Annotated in this window: 16 protein-coding genes and 3 tRNA genes; 10 read left to right on the forward strand and 9 right to left on the reverse strand. The window is 67.4% G+C overall.

Annotated features, from left to right (window positions below):
- The first annotated feature begins 21 nt into the window (after window positions 1-21).
- Window positions 22-360, forward strand: coding sequence for an aldo/keto reductase (locus tag V9E98_00920; GenBank protein MEI2715559.1), 339 nt, complete (start codon window positions 22-24; stop codon window positions 358-360).
- A gap of 33 nt (window positions 361-393) precedes the next feature.
- Here V9E98_00920 and V9E98_00925 read toward each other — a convergent pair.
- The 3 genes from V9E98_00925 to V9E98_00935 all read right to left on the reverse strand — a co-directional run bounded on the left by V9E98_00925 (window position 394) and on the right by V9E98_00935 (window position 644).
- Window positions 394-467: transfer RNA gene (locus V9E98_00925), tRNA-Phe, on the reverse strand.
- 26 nt (window positions 468-493) lie between these two features.
- Window positions 494-567 (reverse strand) — tRNA-Asp (locus V9E98_00930).
- A 4-nt stretch (window positions 568-571) separates the two neighbouring features.
- Window positions 572-644 (reverse strand) — tRNA-Glu (locus tag V9E98_00935).
- A gap of 95 nt (window positions 645-739) precedes the next feature.
- On the opposite strand from V9E98_00935, the gene V9E98_00940 reads away from it, so the two are divergent.
- A complete protein-coding gene (locus V9E98_00940) occupies window positions 740-1,717 on the forward strand; it encodes an L-threonylcarbamoyladenylate synthase (protein ID MEI2715560.1) in 978 nt (325 codons plus the stop codon).
- A gap of 27 nt (window positions 1,718-1,744) precedes the next feature.
- Here V9E98_00940 and V9E98_00945 read toward each other — a convergent pair whose 3' ends face one another.
- The 3 genes from V9E98_00945 to V9E98_00955 all read right to left on the reverse strand — a co-directional run bounded on the left by V9E98_00945 (window position 1,745) and on the right by V9E98_00955 (window position 3,098).
- A complete protein-coding gene (locus V9E98_00945) occupies window positions 1,745-2,092 on the reverse strand; it encodes a metallopeptidase family protein (protein MEI2715561.1) in 348 nt (115 codons plus the stop codon).
- A 67-nt stretch (window positions 2,093-2,159) separates the two neighbouring features.
- Window positions 2,160-2,654: a hypothetical protein gene (locus V9E98_00950; protein MEI2715562.1), complete on the reverse strand. Its 495-nt coding sequence runs from the start codon at window positions 2,652-2,654 to the stop codon at window positions 2,160-2,162.
- 201 nt (window positions 2,655-2,855) lie between these two features.
- Entirely contained in the window at window positions 2,856-3,098 is a 243-nt protein-coding gene (locus V9E98_00955; protein ID MEI2715563.1) for a hypothetical protein, read from the reverse strand.
- Between the two features lie 140 nt (window positions 3,099-3,238).
- On the opposite strand from V9E98_00955, the gene V9E98_00960 reads away from it, so the two are divergent.
- From V9E98_00960 to V9E98_00970, 3 genes are all read left to right on the forward strand, one after another.
- Window positions 3,239-4,483 (forward strand): saccharopine dehydrogenase NADP-binding domain-containing protein, encoded by a 1,245-nt coding sequence (locus V9E98_00960; GenBank protein ID MEI2715564.1) that lies wholly within the window; start codon window positions 3,239-3,241, stop codon window positions 4,481-4,483.
- 179 nt (window positions 4,484-4,662) lie between these two features.
- Window positions 4,663-5,832 carry an ABC transporter ATP-binding protein gene (locus V9E98_00965; protein ID MEI2715565.1) on the forward strand — a complete coding sequence of 390 codons (1,170 nt, stop codon included), beginning with the start codon at window positions 4,663-4,665 and terminating at the stop codon, window positions 5,830-5,832.
- On the forward strand, window positions 5,829-7,412 hold the full coding sequence (locus tag V9E98_00970; GenBank protein ID MEI2715566.1) for a hypothetical protein: 1,584 nt from the start codon (window positions 5,829-5,831) through the stop codon (window positions 7,410-7,412). The genes V9E98_00965 and V9E98_00970 overlap by 4 nt, the downstream gene beginning before the upstream one ends.
- On the opposite strand, the gene cydB is transcribed toward V9E98_00970, so the two are convergent.
- Both cydB and V9E98_00980 read right to left on the reverse strand, forming a co-directional pair.
- A complete protein-coding gene (gene cydB, locus V9E98_00975; GenBank protein MEI2715567.1) occupies window positions 7,320-8,405 on the reverse strand; it encodes a cytochrome d ubiquinol oxidase subunit II in 1,086 nt (361 codons plus the stop codon). The genes V9E98_00970 and cydB overlap by 93 nt on opposite strands.
- Window positions 8,406-8,414: 9 nt before the next feature.
- Window positions 8,415-9,896 carry a cytochrome ubiquinol oxidase subunit I gene (locus V9E98_00980; GenBank protein MEI2715568.1) on the reverse strand — a complete coding sequence of 494 codons (1,482 nt, stop codon included), beginning with the start codon at window positions 9,894-9,896 and terminating at the stop codon, window positions 8,415-8,417.
- Window positions 9,897-10,685: 789 nt separating this feature from the next.
- Here V9E98_00980 and V9E98_00985 point away from each other — a divergent pair.
- The 5 genes from V9E98_00985 (at window position 10,686) to V9E98_01005 (ending at window position 15,038) form a co-directional block, all read left to right on the forward strand.
- Entirely contained in the window at window positions 10,686-11,681 is a 996-nt protein-coding gene (locus tag V9E98_00985) for a metallophosphoesterase (protein ID MEI2715569.1), read from the forward strand.
- Between the two features lie 326 nt (window positions 11,682-12,007).
- On the forward strand, window positions 12,008-13,222 hold the full coding sequence (locus tag V9E98_00990) for an acyl-CoA dehydrogenase family protein (GenBank protein ID MEI2715570.1): 1,215 nt from the start codon (window positions 12,008-12,010) through the stop codon (window positions 13,220-13,222).
- Complete coding sequence (locus V9E98_00995) at window positions 13,219-14,304, forward strand: phosphotransferase family protein (GenBank protein ID MEI2715571.1); 1,086 nt, start codon at window positions 13,219-13,221, stop codon at window positions 14,302-14,304. Before V9E98_00990 ends, V9E98_00995 begins: the two co-directional genes overlap by 4 nt.
- Before the next feature lie 90 nt (window positions 14,305-14,394).
- Window positions 14,395-14,736 (forward strand): DUF202 domain-containing protein, encoded by a 342-nt coding sequence (locus tag V9E98_01000; protein MEI2715572.1) that lies wholly within the window; start codon window positions 14,395-14,397, stop codon window positions 14,734-14,736.
- Window positions 14,733-15,038: a hypothetical protein gene (locus tag V9E98_01005; GenBank protein MEI2715573.1), complete on the forward strand. Its 306-nt coding sequence runs from the start codon at window positions 14,733-14,735 to the stop codon at window positions 15,036-15,038. Before V9E98_01000 ends, V9E98_01005 begins: the two co-directional genes overlap by 4 nt.
- 109 nt (window positions 15,039-15,147) lie before the next feature.
- On the opposite strand, the gene V9E98_01010 is transcribed toward V9E98_01005, so the two are convergent.
- Window positions 15,148-16,134, reverse strand: coding sequence for an NADP-dependent oxidoreductase (locus V9E98_01010; protein MEI2715574.1), 987 nt, complete (start codon window positions 16,132-16,134; stop codon window positions 15,148-15,150).
- Window positions 16,135-16,141 lie beyond the last annotated feature (7 nt).

Below are 16,141 nucleotides of genomic sequence, written 5' to 3' on the forward strand. Positions count from 1 at the left end.
ACTTAACGGGGAATCGCACCCATCGCCTATAGCAGCCTTGTGCCCTTGTCCACCTGGCGCGCTGAGGAGGGGCAAGACAGTGCCAAGACCGCTGAGATGCAGGCAGCCAGTGAGGCCGCCGACTCCCCGTTCGCAGTGATGGCCCGGAAGTATGGCGTCAGCGAGGCCCAGGTCTTGCTGCGCTGGGCAGTCCAGAAGGATTACGCCGTGCTGCCAAAGAGCACGTCTCCTGAGCGGATACGGGAGAATGCGGACCTTTTCTCGTTCGCGTTGGACGACGAAGACATGGCCGCCATCGCCGCGATGGACCGCGGAACCGGCGTGGCGTGGCCCACTGGTGATCCGATGACGGGTGCGTAAGTGGGTGGATGTCCCCACGCAGAAAGTAGAAAGTGGCCAGGGGCGGGGTCGAACCGCCGACCTTCCGATTTTCAGTCGGACGCTCGTACCAACTGAGCTACCTGGCCGAAGGTCCGGTTCTCACCGGACCACGCGACCCTGACGGGACTTGAACCCGCGACCTCCGCCTTGACAGGGCGGCGCGCTAACCAACTGCGCCACAGGGCCTCAGTACCCCCAACGGGGTTCGAACCCGTGTTACCGCCTTGAAAGGGCAGCGTCCTAGGCCACTAGACGATGGGGGCCGAGACTGACCCCTCACCAGCTGCGAAGCCGTTGAGGTGCCGCTTCAGCATAGGGGACGGCTTCAGCGATCTCCAACCCGGTCGATACTGGTCAAATGCCGCCTGCGGACCCCGACACTGTCGCCTCGGCGGCCGTGGTCTCGCTGCGCGCCGGGGGGGTCGTCGCGCTGCCCACCGAGACCGTTTACGGGCTCGCCGCCGACGCCAGGGATCCGCAGGCAGTCGCGCGCATCTACGCGATCAAGGGTCGCCCCGCGGACCATCCGCTCATCCTGCACGTCGCTGATTCCTCAGCTGTCGACTCCTGGGTCCGAGACGTACCCCGCTACGCCCGCCGGCTGATGACGTGCGCCTGGCCCGGACCTCTCACGCTCGTCCTGCCCCGCGCGCAGACCGTCGGCGACTGGGTCACCGGAGGGCAGGACACCGTGGCCATCCGAGTGCCGGACCACCCGCTGACGCTGCGCATCCTGCGCGACTTCGGCGGTGCGGTGGCGGCGCCGTCGGCCAACCGCTTCGGGCACGTGTCTCCCACCACGGCTGCTCATGTGATCGCCGACCTGACCGGACTACTCGATCCCGACCGAGACATGATCGTCGACGGCGGCCCGTGCCCGATCGGCGTGGAATCCACGATCGTCGACTGCACCGGCGCTGCCCCGGTCGTCCTGCGTCCCGGTCGCTACTCGGGAGACGAGATCACCGAACTCGGCGGCGTCCCCGTGGCACCCACCCGGGGGCGCAAGCCCCGGGTCTCCGGAACGTTGACGAGCCACTACGCGCCCACCGCGCGCGTTCACGTCGTGACCGCAGTGCCACAAGACTCGACCGGCGCCGGTCTGATCGCCGCAGCGGATGTGCCGACCCCACCCGGAATGGTGCGGATCATGGCACCTGCCGACACCCGGGACTACGCTCAGCGCCTCTACTGGGCCCTGCGGGAGTCGGACGCACTGGCCCTCAGCGACGTGTTCGTCATCGCACCGTCCGACAGCAGCGGCTTGTCGGGGGCCGTGCGGGACCGAGTGCAGCGGGCCGCCGCGATGACGGACGAGCGGGGCGATCCCCGGTAACTGTCGACTGTTGCTGCGCAGCTGTGCTCACCCGTAGCCGAGTTCGTGGAGCCGGTCGTCGTCGATCCCGAAGTGATGCGCGATCTCGTGCACGACCGTGATCCGGACCTCGTCGACGACATCGGCGGGGGTGTGACACAACCGCAGGATCGGAATGCGGTAGATCGAGATCCGGTCCGGAAGAGCTCCTGCGTAGTGGGTGTCGCGACTTGTCAGCGGCACCCCTTGGTACAGCCCCAGCAGATACTCCCCGGGCGGCGGCCAGTCCTCCACGACGAACACGACGTTGTCGACAAGTTCCGCAAGTTCGCGTGGCACCTGGTCCAGCGCGATGGCCACGAGATCCTCGAAGTCCTTCCGGGACATGTGGATCATGGCCCGAGCCTGACATGACACCGCCCCGCCCACCAGCGGTGAACGGGGCGGCTCGCTGACAGCGGAATCAGTCGATCACGCGAGCGACCTCGACTTCCGTCACGACCTTGCGGGTCAGCCGGAACGTGGTGACGGCTTCACCCGGGTTGAAGTCACCCATCATGCAGATCTGCTTGCGGCCACCGATCTTCTCGCAATCCGCCTGCGGGAACTCGGCCTTGACCTCTGACTGCGTTGAGCCGACTCCGGTGCCTCCGGTCGTGCGCTCCGCAGCCGAGCGAGTACCGACACCGATCACCCGCTTGTCGTACAAGGTCACTTCGAGGTCGTCGCCGTCGGGACCGTACTTGAATACGGTCACGGACCCGAGGATCTCGTTCTGCACCTTCTCGCGGGAGTCCGGCTGCCCCTTCTTCTTGATGACCTGCTTCTGGGTGTTGTCGAGCTTGACCTTGGCGATGCCCACCTCGGGGTTGATACGAGCTTGTGCGCTGGGCGCCGCGGCCAGGACGAGCGCGGCCGCGGCGGCTCCGGTGACGGCGATGTGTGTGATTCGAGTCATGGCGAAACAGTAGAGCGCTGCTCCCGCGCCGGCCGTCATTGGCGCGACCGGCGTTCCTCTTGAGGTTCTCCCTCTCACTCGAGGTCCTTCCTCCCACTCGCCTCCCACTCGCTTTTCCCACTCGCGTTCGCGGGTCTCCCCGGCTCTCCTCGGGTTCTCGTCGGTCGAGTGATGCCCGACATGCATCCCCGCGACTCCTGACTACGGTTGGGGGATGACCCAGGCCCAGAACCCGCCCGCGAAGAAGACACCGCACAGCGCTGCGACGCAGCAGTCCGCGGAGCAGGAGACTCCGGCGCAGCAGCCCCCGGCGCGGAAGCGCGCGACGAAGAAGTCCGCTGCGAAGCAGTCCACTGCCGGCAAGGCGAGTACACGGAAGGCCGCCACGCAGAAGACCAGCCCGAAGAAGCCCGCCACGCAGAAGACCGCGAGCGAAGCGGACACCCGCCGCGAAGTCCGCTACCAAGCAAACCCCCGCCCGCAAGACCACTGCCACGAAGTCCGCCGCCGCCCGAAAGCCCGCGGCCAAGACCTCCGGCGCCCAGCCGTCGTCGCGAGCCAAGAAGACGTCGCCGGCCGCCGACGTGTCCAGCACCACGGCCCGACCGCGCCGGGAGCACGACCTGGTCTTGTTCGGGGCCACGGGTTTCACGGGCCAACTCGTGGCCAAACACCTGATCCGCACCACGCCTGCATCGCTGCGGATCGCGCTGGCCGGTCGCAGCGAGGGCAAACTCGGGCAGGTCGTCAAACAGATCGGCGGTCGCGCCTACGACCTGCCGCTGGTGATCGCCAACTCCGACGATCCCCGCAGCCTTGCCGCCATGGCGCAATCCACGACAGCCCTGATCACCACCGTCGGCCCCTACGCGAAGTACGGTCTGCCGCTGGTCGGGGCGTGCGCTGACGCCGGCACCAACTACTGCGACCTCACCGGCGAGGTGCTGTTCATGCGCGACAGCATCGACCGGTACGACGCCAAGGCCCGCTCCACCGGGGCGCGGATCGTGCACTCGTGCGGCTTCGACTCCATCCCCAGCGACCTCGGGGTCCTGGCCCTGTCGATGGCGATCGCCAACGACGATGCGGACGCTCGTATGCTCGCCACCCGCCTGGTCGTGCGCAGCGCACGCGGCGGCATCAGCGGTGGGACCATCGCTTCGGGCATGCTCGAGGCGGAACGCGCGCGCGGCGACGAGCGGGCGCGCGAAGTGCTCGACGACCCCTACTCCCTGTCGCCGGACCGCGCCGCAGAACCCACCCCAGGGGACGACCCCGACCCCCGCAGTCCGCTGCGCGACGAGGTGACGGGTACGTGGCTGACGCCCTTCCTGATGGGCTCCATCAACACCCGCGTCGTCCGGCGCAGCAACGCGTTGCAGGACTACCGCTACGGCCGGCAGTTCCGCTACTCCGAGTACCTGAGCACCGGCGGTGGCCCGGGCGGGCGACTCGCCGCCACCGGGATCGCCACCGCCATGGCAGCCGGGGAGTTCGCCATGAGCCTGGCCCCGGCGCGAGACCTGCTTCAGCGGTTCCTCCCGGACCCCGGCGAGGGCCCCAGCGAACGCACCCGCGCCAAGGGGTACTTCTCGATCCTGCTCCACACCCGCACGAATACCGGAGTGCAGTACCGGGCGACCGTCGCCGCGCAAGGTGACCCCGGATATGCGGCGACCTCGATGATGCTGGCGACCTCAGGGCTCACGCTGGCCGGGACGGGGTTGACCGAGCGCGCCGGGGTGCTCACACCGGCCACTGCCATGGGGGAGACCTTGATCACCAACCTCAAGGCCGCGGGCATGACCATCGAGGCGGCCCGGGCCTGAGAAGCTCCAGGTCTGCGTCGAGGCCAGTGCCTGAGTGGAGGGCAGGGCCAGTGCCAGTGGAGGGCGGGGCCTGCGCCGACGAACTACGGTCCGGTCACTTCCGTGACCCGAATGTGACGTCTAGGTCACGGTGGACCCGACCTCCCCACCGAATTTGGGGCGCCGCCTAGCCTGTCCCCATGACCGACAGCGTGATCTCCGCCCGCGGCGTGTGCAAGGACTTCGGCAGCACCAAAGCCCTGGACAAGTTCGAACTCGAAGTGGCCCCCGGCGAGGTCCACGGGTTCCTTGGGCCCAACGGCGCCGGCAAGACCACATTCCTGCGCATCCTCATGGGGCTGATCCAGCGCGACGAGGGCGTGCTGACCATCATGGACCTGGACCCCTGGCAGGACGCCATCTCGCTGCATCGCGACATCGCCTACGTGCCCGGGGACGTCGAGTTGTGGCCCGACCTCACCGGCGGCCAGACCATCGACCTGCTGCTGCGCATGCGCAAGGTCGACCCGATCCACCGCGACGACCTGATCGAACGTTTCAACCTCGACCCCACCGTCAAGGTCCGCGACTACTCCAAGGGCAACCGGCAGAAGATCGCTCTGATCGTCGCGTTCGCCGCCGATGTCCCCCTCTACATGTTCGACGAGCCCACCGATGGCCTCGACCCGCTGATGGCGCAGTCCTACCGCGAGTGTGTCGCCGAAGTCCGTGACGCCGGCGGCACCGTGCTGTTGTCGAGCCACATCATGAGCGAGGTCGAAGCCGTCGCCGACCGCATCACCCTGATCCGCAGTGGCCGCACTCTTGAGACCGGCACTCTGGCCGAACTGCGCCACCTCACCCGGATGCAGGTCAGCGCCACGACCGCGCGACCCGTCGCCGGACTCGTCGACAACGAACTCATCCACGACTTGACGATCGACGCCGACACCTTCACCTGCGACATCGGCCCCGAGGGTCTCGAACCCCTGCTGGCCGCCGTGCAGCAGGCCGGCCCGATCATGCTGGACTGTCGCCCGCCCAGCCTCGAGGAGATCTTCCTGCGCCACTACGGCGAGGAGGAGAAGACGACCGTCGACGACTTGTTCGACGGGCAAGCGGACGCGGGGCAGTTTGGCGCGGGGCAGGTGCCACCACCGCCCGTGGACCTCGCCGATGGCTCTTCGACTGCTGCGAGCGGTCACTCCGACGGCACCGAGCAATCCCACGACGACCATGCCCCCGACGGACATGCCCCCGACGGGCATGCCCCCGACGGGCATGCCCCCGACGGGCAATCCCCCGACCCAGACAACTCAGGCCGCGACGAGGACAGCGAGAACGGCCACGAGGCGAAGGTGCCGTCGTGATCGGAGTCGGCAGCCTGCTGCGTTTCGACCTGTCCCGCGACAGGGTCCGGGTCCTGCTGTGGGTCGTCCTGCTCGGTCTGATGGTGATCGGGGTCGCATCATCGTGGGATCGCCTCTACCCGACGTCCGACGAGCGGCTGCAACTCGTGGCGATCCTGTCCGGCAACCCCGCGCTGACGGCTTTGCTCGGTCCGCTGAACAACCCGCTGTCCACCGGTGGTCTGACGGCGTGGCGGATCGGCGTCGGGATCGTTCTGGTGCTGGGCCTGGTCAACATCTTCACGATCACCCGCCACGTGCGCGGGGAAGAACAGTCCGGCCGCGCCGAGATGCTGCTCGCGGGACGCACCAGCCGCGTGGCGTCGTTGTGGGCGGCAGTGTTCGTCACTCTCATCGCCGCACTTGCGTTCGTCGCCATCGCGACCGGACTCATGGTCGCGGTCGGGCTGGCACCGGCCCCGTCGTTCCTGTTCGCAGCGACCGCCGCCGCTTCCGCCTGGGTGTTCACCGGAGTGTCCGCAGTGACCAACCAGATCACCCGGTCGTCCCGCGCCGCCAACGCGATCGCCGCGAGCATCCTGGTCCTCACGTGGGCGATCGCCGGGCTGGGCAACCTGCAGAACAACCTGCTGCAGTGGTTCTCGCCCTTCGGCTGGGTCAACAAGGCAGACCCCTTCGGCGGCAACCATTGGGAGGTCCTCATCGTCCCGCTGGGGGCCACGGCCATCCTGCTGGTCATCGCCACGGCGCTGCAGTCCCGACGCGACCTCGCGGCGGGAGCGCTGGCCGACCGCATCGGACCGGCCGAAGCGGGTGGAGCGTTGCGCGGCGCGCACTCCCTGGCCTGGCGGCTGGAACGCTCGACCCTGCTGTGGTGGGTGGTCGGCTACCTCGCCGTGGGCGCGTTCATCGGAGCCTCCCGTGACGCGTTGATCCAGTTCGCCGACAGCAGTCCCGCGCTGACTGACATCTTCGAAGCGCTCGGTGGCCCCGGCGCCATCATCGACGCGTTCCTGGCCACCTACATCGGCCTGGGTGGAGTGGTGGCCGCGTTCTTCGCGGTATCCATCGTCATGCGGCTCGACCACGAGGAGCGGGCCGGGCATACCTCGGCGGCGCTGTCCACTGTGACCCGGCGCTCGCGCTGGCTGTCGGCCTATGTCCTGCTCGCGCTCGTGGGTTCGGCGTTGATCCTGATCGCGCTGGGTGGTGTCATCGGCCTCACGTTCGGGTTGCAGGGCGACTCGGGACTGAGCGAGGTGCCGCGCCTGCTACAGGCGTCACTGGCCTGGCTGCCGGCCATCGTGCTGGTCGTGGGACTCACCGTGGCGCTGATCGGGCTGCTGCCCCGGTGGGCGTCGGCCGCGTGGGTCATCGTGGCCGCATTCGCCCTGATCACCGAACTCGGCCCGGTGTTCGCGCTGCCGTCGTGGCTGGTGAACCTGTCGCCGTTCTCCCACATCGCGAAGGTGCCGGCGGAGTCGCTGTCAGCGGCCCCGCTGATCGCCTTGACGGTCAGCGGTCTGCTGCTGGCCATGATCGGATACATAGCGTTTCAGGTCCGCGACATCCGCACCTGACGTCACGGGCGTCGCGATCCGGCGGCGGAACACGTAGTAGTTCCACCCCTGGTACAGCAACACGATGGGGAACATGACCACCGCGACGATCGTCATGACCTGCAGCGCATAAGCGCCACTGGCGGTGTTGGCGACGGTGAGGTTGTTCGCGGTCGCCAGCGACGACACCATGACGTTCGGATACAAGCTCGAGAACAACGTCGCCACCATCGCGCCGATACCCACCGCGCTGGCCGCGAACCCGACCCCGTCGCGGCCCCGAGCCCCGAACAGCAGACCCGCGGCCGCGCCACTGACGGCCAGCACCATGAACGCCACCGTCAACGCGTTCACGGACTCGGACACGATCGCGGTGTAGATCACCCACACCACGGCCAGGACAAGCGCGACGCGGCCGGTGATCGCCGCCACCCGGGCACTGCGCTCCCGCACACTGCCGGTGGTCTTCAGTGTCAGGAACGCCGCACCGTGAGACAGACACACCACGGTAAGAGCCACCCCCGTGGTCAGGCCGTACGGCGTCAACAGGTCCCAGAACGTTCCGGCGTACTCCTGGTCACCGCCGATCGGCAGACCCACCAGCAGGTCGCCGAGGCCCACTCCCAGCAGCAGAGGCACGAGCAGGCTGGATACTGACAACGCCCAACTCCAGCCCGAGCGCCACCGATCAGAGTCGCGTTTGCCGCGGTACTCGAACGACACTCCGCGCACGATCAGGGCGACGAGAATGACCACGAGCGCCAGGTACAGCGACGAGAACATGGTCGCGTACCAGCCGGGGAACGCCGCGAAGATCGCCGCGCCACCCACGATCAGCCACACCTCATTGGCGTCCCAGAACGGGCCGATCGTGTTGATCGCCACTCGGCGTTCGGTGTCGTTGCGGCCCACGAACCGGTGCAGCACGCCCACGCCGAGGTCGAAACCTTCCAGCACGAAGAACCCGACCCAGAAGATCGCGATGATCACGAACCAGATGACAGTCAGATCCATCGCATGTCCTCAGTAGGTGAGCGCTGGTTCGCGGTCGGCGGAGTCGGTGTCGTCGTCATCTGCCTCGTCCGGCAGCCCGGCCTTGGCGGCGCGCAGCATCAACGTCAGCCACACGGCTCCGATGATCAGATAGACGAGGGCGAACACGATGATGCTGATCCACACCTCGGTCGCGGACACCGACGGACTCAAGCCATCCTCGGTGAGCATCAGTCCCTGGACGATCCACGGCTGGCGGCCGTTCTCCGTCAGCATCCAGCCCGCGGTGTTCATCAGGTATGGAGTGACCACCGCGATCATCGCCAGCGTCCAGAACCAGCGGGCCCCCTCCAGCTTCCTGCGCCACCACAGGAAACCGCCGATCAGCGCGAGCAGGGCCACCAGGGTCGCCGTGTAGGCCATGACCCGCATCGACCAGTACTGCACGAACACGTTCGGGATGTAGTAGCCGGGGCCGTACTCCTGCTCGTACTGCGCCTGCAGTTCGTTCAGGCCGATCACCTGGCCATCGAAGGAGTTCGTGGCCAGGAACGACAGCAGGTAGGGAATCTCGATGATCTTCTTCGGGTCCTGGTCGTTGTTGCCGCCACCGATCTGGAACGCACTGAACGAACACGGCTGGCACGTTGTCCACTGCGCCTCGGCGGCCGCGATCTTCATCGGCTGGTAGGTCGCCTCGACGACACCGAGTTCGCTGCCGACCCCCATGGCCAGGATGATCGACGGGATCAGGACTGCGAGCGAGGTCTTGGCTGCGGTGAGGAACTCGGGGTTCTTCGTTTGTGATCCGCCCTTGAGGGGCTGGTCCTGGCTCGGGTGACTCTGGCTCGGGTGGCTCTTGTTCGGGTGACTCTTGCTCGGGTGACTCCTCCGGAGGTGATAGGCGGAAACGGCCAGCATGAACACGCTGCCGGTCACCGCCGACGCGAGCAGAACGTGCACGTAGGCGGTCAGGAACACCGGGTTGGTGAACACCGCCCCGATGTCGTTGAGTTCCGGGCGCCCGGTCTGGGCGTTGGTCGCGTAACCGACCGGGTTCTGCATCCAGGAGTTGGCCGCCATGATGAACATCGCCGACAGTGCCGCTCCGACGGCGACGAGCCAGATGCACGCGAGATGGACGCGGCGCGGGAGACGGTCCCAACCGAACAGCCACAGACCCAGGAACGTCGACTCCAGGAAGAACGCCGCCAGCCCCTCCATGGCCAGCGGCGCCCCGAACACGTCACCGACGAAGCGGGAGTACGCCGACCAGTTCATGCCGAACTGGAACTCCTGCACCAGGCCGGTCACCACGCCGATCGCGATGTTGATGAGCAGCAACGTTCCGAAGAACCGGGTCAGTTTGCGCAGCTGTGCGTCGCCACTGCGATGCCAGCGGGTCTGCAGGATCGCGGTGAGGAACGCCAGCCCAATGGTGAGCGGGACGAATAAGAAGTGGTAGATCGATGTCATCGCGAACTGCATCCGCGCGAGATCGAGGTTGGACATCCGACGGCTCCGTGGGTTCGCTGCCGTGAACAGGACTGGAGCCAGCGTAGGCGTGGGGTGAGGGGCTTCGCAGGGTAAGTGAGTGACTGCGTACCGACGTCTTTGTCTGTCTGGGACCGTATTGGGTCAGACCCCTGGAACCCAGTGCTCGGATCTCGCCAAATGTGGCGTGATCTGAGCAGCGCTTGGCGGGTTCGCGGCATTTCGTCCGCAACCTGAGGCGGCACAACCACTCGGCGGTACAACCACTCGGCGGCTCAGTTTGGGCCCGACAGCACTGGGCCTCGCTGTGGCCGAGTGGGCCCCGTGGTGGCCCCAGTCGCAGCTCCAGCTGCGGCTTCCACGGGCGGTCCCCAGTTGCGGCTCCCGCTGGAGGTTCCAGCTGTGGCCCCTAGCGGCGCCCAGAATGACGTTTGTCGGCCACGCGGTGCTGTGATGTCGCCGGATGTGGCGAGATCTCGGCACTGGGACGAGGGGGATCGGTCTCGAACCTTGGACGACCACTCTGAGTCGCGCCTGGGGACTGTCCGTAGGGCTGGGGCCGGGTTACGGTGCGACATGAGGCGCGAGCGGAACTGAGAATCAAACGGGGAGCGCGACCGTGGATCAAGCGGAGTCAGGGACGAGCGGGGGCAGGACCAGCGGGGGCAGGACCAGCGGGGGCAGGACCAGCGGGGGCAGGACCAGCGGGGGCAGGACGAAAGGGCATGAGGACGAGGCGGAGAAGCGGGACGAGCGGGGATGACGGCAAGCGGGGATGACGACAGCGGGAATCGGGACGAGGCGGGCATGAGGACGAAGCGTCGGCACGTGATGGCGGGTGCGGTCGCAGTCGCCGCCGTGGTCGTGTCGGGCTGTTCGCCGGGGCCGACGACCGCGGCACTTCCCGCGAGTGCCGCAACGGCAACCGAGCAGGCGGCGGACACCTCGGTGGACCGACAGGGATCCGCTTCGCCGGTGTCCGATCCGGCCGGGCGTGTAGCCAGCACGGCGCGGGGTTCGACGACGGTCTACGCGGTGGGTGACATCGGCGATTGTGGGGGTGACCCGGCGGCCACTTCCCGGCTGATCCCTCGGGGCGCGACGCTGCTGGCCCTCGGTGACCTGGCGTACCCCAACGGGTCGATGGCGGACTTCCGCAACTGCTACCTGCCGTCGTACGGCAAACACCGACCGGCCACTCATCCGGTGCCCGGCAATCACGAGTATTACGACTACCCCGAGTTGGCGTACTTCGACGTGTTCGGCAAACGCGCCGGCAGTCGCGAGAAGCCTTGGTACACGTTGCGGCGCGGGGCCTGGACCGTCTACCAGCTCAACTCGAACTGCTCGTTCTTCCCGGGCGACTGCGGATCCAAGTCCCGGCAGTACCGGTGGCTGCGGCGCCACCTGGCGGATCACCCGGCGCGGTGTATCGCTGTGAGTTGGCACCACCCCCGCTGGTCGGCATCCGAACACGGTCCGGAGGAGGCCATGGGGCCGATGTATCGGCTGCTCTCCAAGCGCGGCGCTGATCTGCTGCTTTCGGGCCACGAGCACAACTACCAGCGGTTCCCCCGCCTGTCACCCGCCGGGAAACCGGACCCGGCCGGGTTGCGGCAGATAGTGGTCGGCACCGGAGGGGCGGGGCTGTACTCACGCGAGCCGGCGGCGGTGGAGCCGACGGTGTTCGACTCCGAGCATCACGGGGTTCTGCAGTTACGTCTGTCTGAAGCCGGGTACTCGTGGAAGTTCCTCAGCGCCGACGGCGCTCAGGTCGACTCCGGTTCCGACACCTGCGGTTGACCAACGCCACCCGTGGCAGCGGAAGCGACGGGTCGCGAGGTCTAGGGACAGGCGATGTCACAGCGCACTTCGGGCGCTCGGGCGATCGCTTGGTCCAAGGTCACCAGGGTCGTCCTGAGGTACTCGGCCAGGGCTACGCAGCTCGCGTCGTAGGCAGTGAGGCTCTGGCGCAGCTCCCAAGCCCTCGGCGCCAGTAACTCATAGGGCCACAGTTCGACCGGCAGGGTGATGAGGGAACCGGCTCGGTCCCGCGGACGATGACCGCAGGACACCTCGGGATGTGGGGCGATGGCACGGCCTCGGGCGTGCTGCGTAGGGTGCGGGGTATGGATTTCGCCGCATCCCCACGAGCTCAGGAGTACCTCGCCAAGGCCGAGGCATTCATCGCCGATCGGGTCTTGCCGGAACTTCCCGGTTACCTCGAGGCCGCGCATGCCGAGCCGTGGTCGGTGCCCCCCGTCGTCGAGGTCCTCAAGGCAGAGGCCCGCGACGCCGGACTGTGGAACCTGTTCCTGCCCGACGCGAGGTTCGGGCCCGGTCTGTCGAACACCGACTACGCGCCGATCGCGGAACTCACGGGTCGAGCCATGCCGCTGGCACCGGAGGTGTTCAACTGCAACGCCCCGGATACCGGCAACGCCGAGGTGCTGGTCCACTACGGGTCCCCCGAGCAGCGAGAGCGATGGCTCACGCCGCTGCTGGACGGCACGATCCGGTCGGCGTTCTGCATGACCGAACCGGCAGTCGCCTCGTCGGACGCATCCAACATGGCCGCCACCGCTGTCGTCGAAGGTGACGAAGTGGTCATCAACGGAACGAAATGGTGGAGCACTGGAATCGGGCACCCGGAATGCCGGTTCGCCGTCTTCATGGGCCTGACCGATCCGGAGGCACACAAGTATCGGCGTCACTCCATGGTCCTCGTACCGCTGGACACCCCAGGTGTCGAGATCGGCCGCATGTTGCCGGTCTTCGGCTACCTCGATGAGCCCTACGGTCACGGCGAAGTGACGTTCACCGACGTCCGGCTGCCGGTCGATGCCATCATCGCGGGGCCCGGTCGCGGGTTCGAGATCGCGCAGGGCCGGCTCGGCCCTGGCCGGGTCCACCACTGCATGCGCATGATCGGACTCGCCGAGATGGCGCTCGAGCTCGCGTGTCGCCGCGCCACCGACCGGGTCGCATTCGGCAAGCCCCTGGCCAATCTGGGCGGAAACCGAGAACGCATCGCCGAGGCCCGGCTGGCCATCGACCAAGCCCGACTGCTCGTGCTCCGGACCGCGTGGCTGCTCGACCAACATGGAGTTGCCGGGGCCCGCAACGAGGTCTCCCAGATCAAGGCCGTGGTGCCGCGGATGGCCTGCGATGTGATCGACATGGCGATCCAGCTGCACGGCGGCGCTGGACTCAGCGACGGATTCCCGTTGGCCGAGGCCTATGCGGGAGCGCGGTCGCTGCGCCTGGCCGACGGCCCCGACGAGGTCCACCTGGGCATGGTCGCCCGCGCGGAACTGCACAAATACTCGGAACCACCCGCATGACACGGTCGATCGGCACCGACGGAGCGTTCTCGGACGAGCCGCGCGATCTGCGCGCCGAGGACTCCTTCGACATCGCGGCTGTGGACACCTGGCTGCGGGTCCAGGTGCCGGACCTGCCGGCCGGCGAACCGGGACTCCGACAGTTCCCCGGAGGGGCGTCGAATCTGACCTACCTGCTGTCGTATCCCGATCGCGACCTGATCCTGCGCCGGCCACCGACCGGCACCAAGGCGGCATCCGCACATGACATGAAGCGGGAGTTCACGTTCCAGGAACGGTTGCGACCCGTGTTCCCCCAGGTGCCTCGCGTCCTGGCGTTGTGCACCGACGACGCAGTCATCGGCAGTGAGTTCTACGTGATGGAGCGGGTCGCGGGACTGATCCTGCGCGGTGATCCGCCACCGGGGCTCGACCTGGATCCCCATCGGGCGGCGTCCTTGTCCGAGGCGATGGTCGACACGCTCGTGTCACTGCACGACGTCGATGTCGAAGCCGCGGGTCTGGCCGACCTGGGGCGCGGACCCGGCTACGTCCAGCGGCAGGTGAGTGGTTGGTCTGACAGGTTCCGGCGCGCTCGAACGGACAACGTTCCTGACTTCGCAGCGGTCATGGCATGGCTGGCCGCCGAGCAGCCCCCGGATGTCGGCTACGGGATCGTGCACGGAGACTTCCGGCTGGACAACCTCGTCCTGGATCCGCAGTCGTTGACCGTCAAGGCTTTGTTGGACTGGGAGTTGGCGACCATCGGCGACCCGCTGATGGACCTCGGCAGTGCCATGGCCTACTGGGTGCAGGCGGACGATGACCAAGGCATGCAGATGGCCCGGCGACAACCCAGCAACCTGCCGGGAATGCTCACCCGGCGGCAGATCGTCGAGCGCTACTGCTCCGCTCGTGGTTTGAGCACGGACAACTGGACGTTCTACGAAGTCTTCGGCCTGTTCCGTCTGGCGGTGATCGCGCAGCAGATCTACTACCGGTACCACCACGGCCAGACCACCAATCCGGCGTTTGAGCACTTCTGGGTCTTCACGGCCTACGCCGAACAGCGGTGTGCCTCCCTGGCCGGCATCTCGCAGTAGCAACACGTGCGCCCGACAAATCCGGGCCTGCGATGACTGGCTCTGGTCGAGTCGGCCTGTACCCGCTCAGTGCCGGATAGTCTGCCTGCCATGGCCGCCGACGATCCCGGAGTGGAACCGGACTACCGCTACACGCTGGCCAATGAGCGGACGTATCTGGCCTGGACCCGCACGGCGCTGGCCCTCATCGCGGGTGGGGTGGCGCTGCGAGCGTTCGCCAAGGAGTTCGGTGAGCAGTGGCCCCCGTTGGTGGCGGCCGGACTGGCCACCGCTCTCGGCGGGATCCTGACGGTCCTGGCTCACCACCAATGGCGGCGAACCCAGATCGCCATGCGTCTGGGTCAGCCGATGCCGCGGCAACTGGCGGCGCCCTTGCTGACCGGCGGCGTGGTGCTCATCGCCTTGGTCCTCAGCGTGACGATCCTGCAGTGAGTGTCCCCGAGGCGCCCGGAAAGGACCTACCCGAGAACCAGTACGAGCGCACCCGACTGGCCTGGAACCGGACCATGATCGTGCTGCTGGTGGTTCTGGGGGTGGGCGGGATCCGGATCGTGGTCCTCGAGCACATCTGGCTCGGCGTGTTCGCGGGGGTGATGTCGCTGGTCGCCATGATCCCGATCGCATCGCGGACGGCCCAGTTGCGGGCCCACCGGCCCGGAGCTGCCCGGTGGCAACCGACCGTGCTGACGTTCGGCTTGTCCGCACTGGCCGTGGCGTTTCTCATCTTGAGTTGAGTCGGCCGGTCTCCGATCCTGAGTTGCTCGGCGTTGAGCAGGCCGCTCCCTTACCCCAGCGCTCGCAGGGGACAGGCCCGGAGCCGCCCCGGATCGCTTGGTTCGGGGCCTACAGCCGCACCAGTGTCTTGCCGGTGTTCGCGCCCGTGAACAGATCCGCCAGCGCCTGCGGCGCCGCGTCGAGTCCGGTCACGACGTAGGTGGCAGAAGTGAGTTTGCCTTCCGCGAGCAGACCCGTCATGTGTTCTGCGGCTGCGCGGGCCCGGTCGTAGTGATCGAGCACGATGAATCCCTGCAGAGTGGCGCGGCGCGGGATCGCGTTGACCAGGTTGGCTGGACCGGGGGGTAGTTCGGCGCTGTCGTACTGCGAGATCGCACCGCACAACACGATCCGAGCGTGGTCGTTGATCTGCCCCAGGACGGCGTTGAGAATTTCGCCACCGACGTTGTCGAAGTACACGTCGATCCCGTCGGGACATGCTGCCCGCAGCGCCCGGGCGATGTCGCCGGTCTTGTAGTTGACGCATTCGTCGAAGCCGAGTTCGTCCGTCACCCAACGGCACTTGTCATCCGAGCCGGCAATGCCGACCACCCGGCAGTCGCGGGCCTTGGCCAGTTGCCCGGCGATCGATCCCACCGCACCCGCGGCCCCCGACACCACCACCGTCTGCCCCGACTGCGGCCGGCCGATGTCCTCGATTCCGACGAATGCCGTCAGCCCGGTCATGCCGAGCACTGACAGCGCCTGCTCGTAGTCCACGCCTTCGGGGATGGGGAACCCACCGTTCATCACGACGTTGCTCTGCCACCCCGTAACACCTGTGACCCGGGTTCCGACCGGAAAAGATGGGTTGCGGCTCTCCACCACCTCGCCGGCACCCAGACTGCGGATCACCTCACCCTCGGCGATCTTGGGCAGGTAAGTGTCCCGGGCGATCCAGCCGCGGATGGTGGGGTCGATCGACAAGTACCGCACCGCCACGAGAATCTCCCCGTCCGACAGGGCGGGCACGTCCACCTCAGCAGTTCCGAACGTGTCCGGCCCCATGGGGCCGGTGGGAGTCTTGGCCAAAGTGATCTGTCGAGATGTCGTCATGGACGAC

Source organism: Candidatus Nanopelagicales bacterium, from assembly GCA_037045355.1.
Taxonomy (GTDB): domain Bacteria; phylum Actinomycetota; class Actinomycetes; order S36-B12.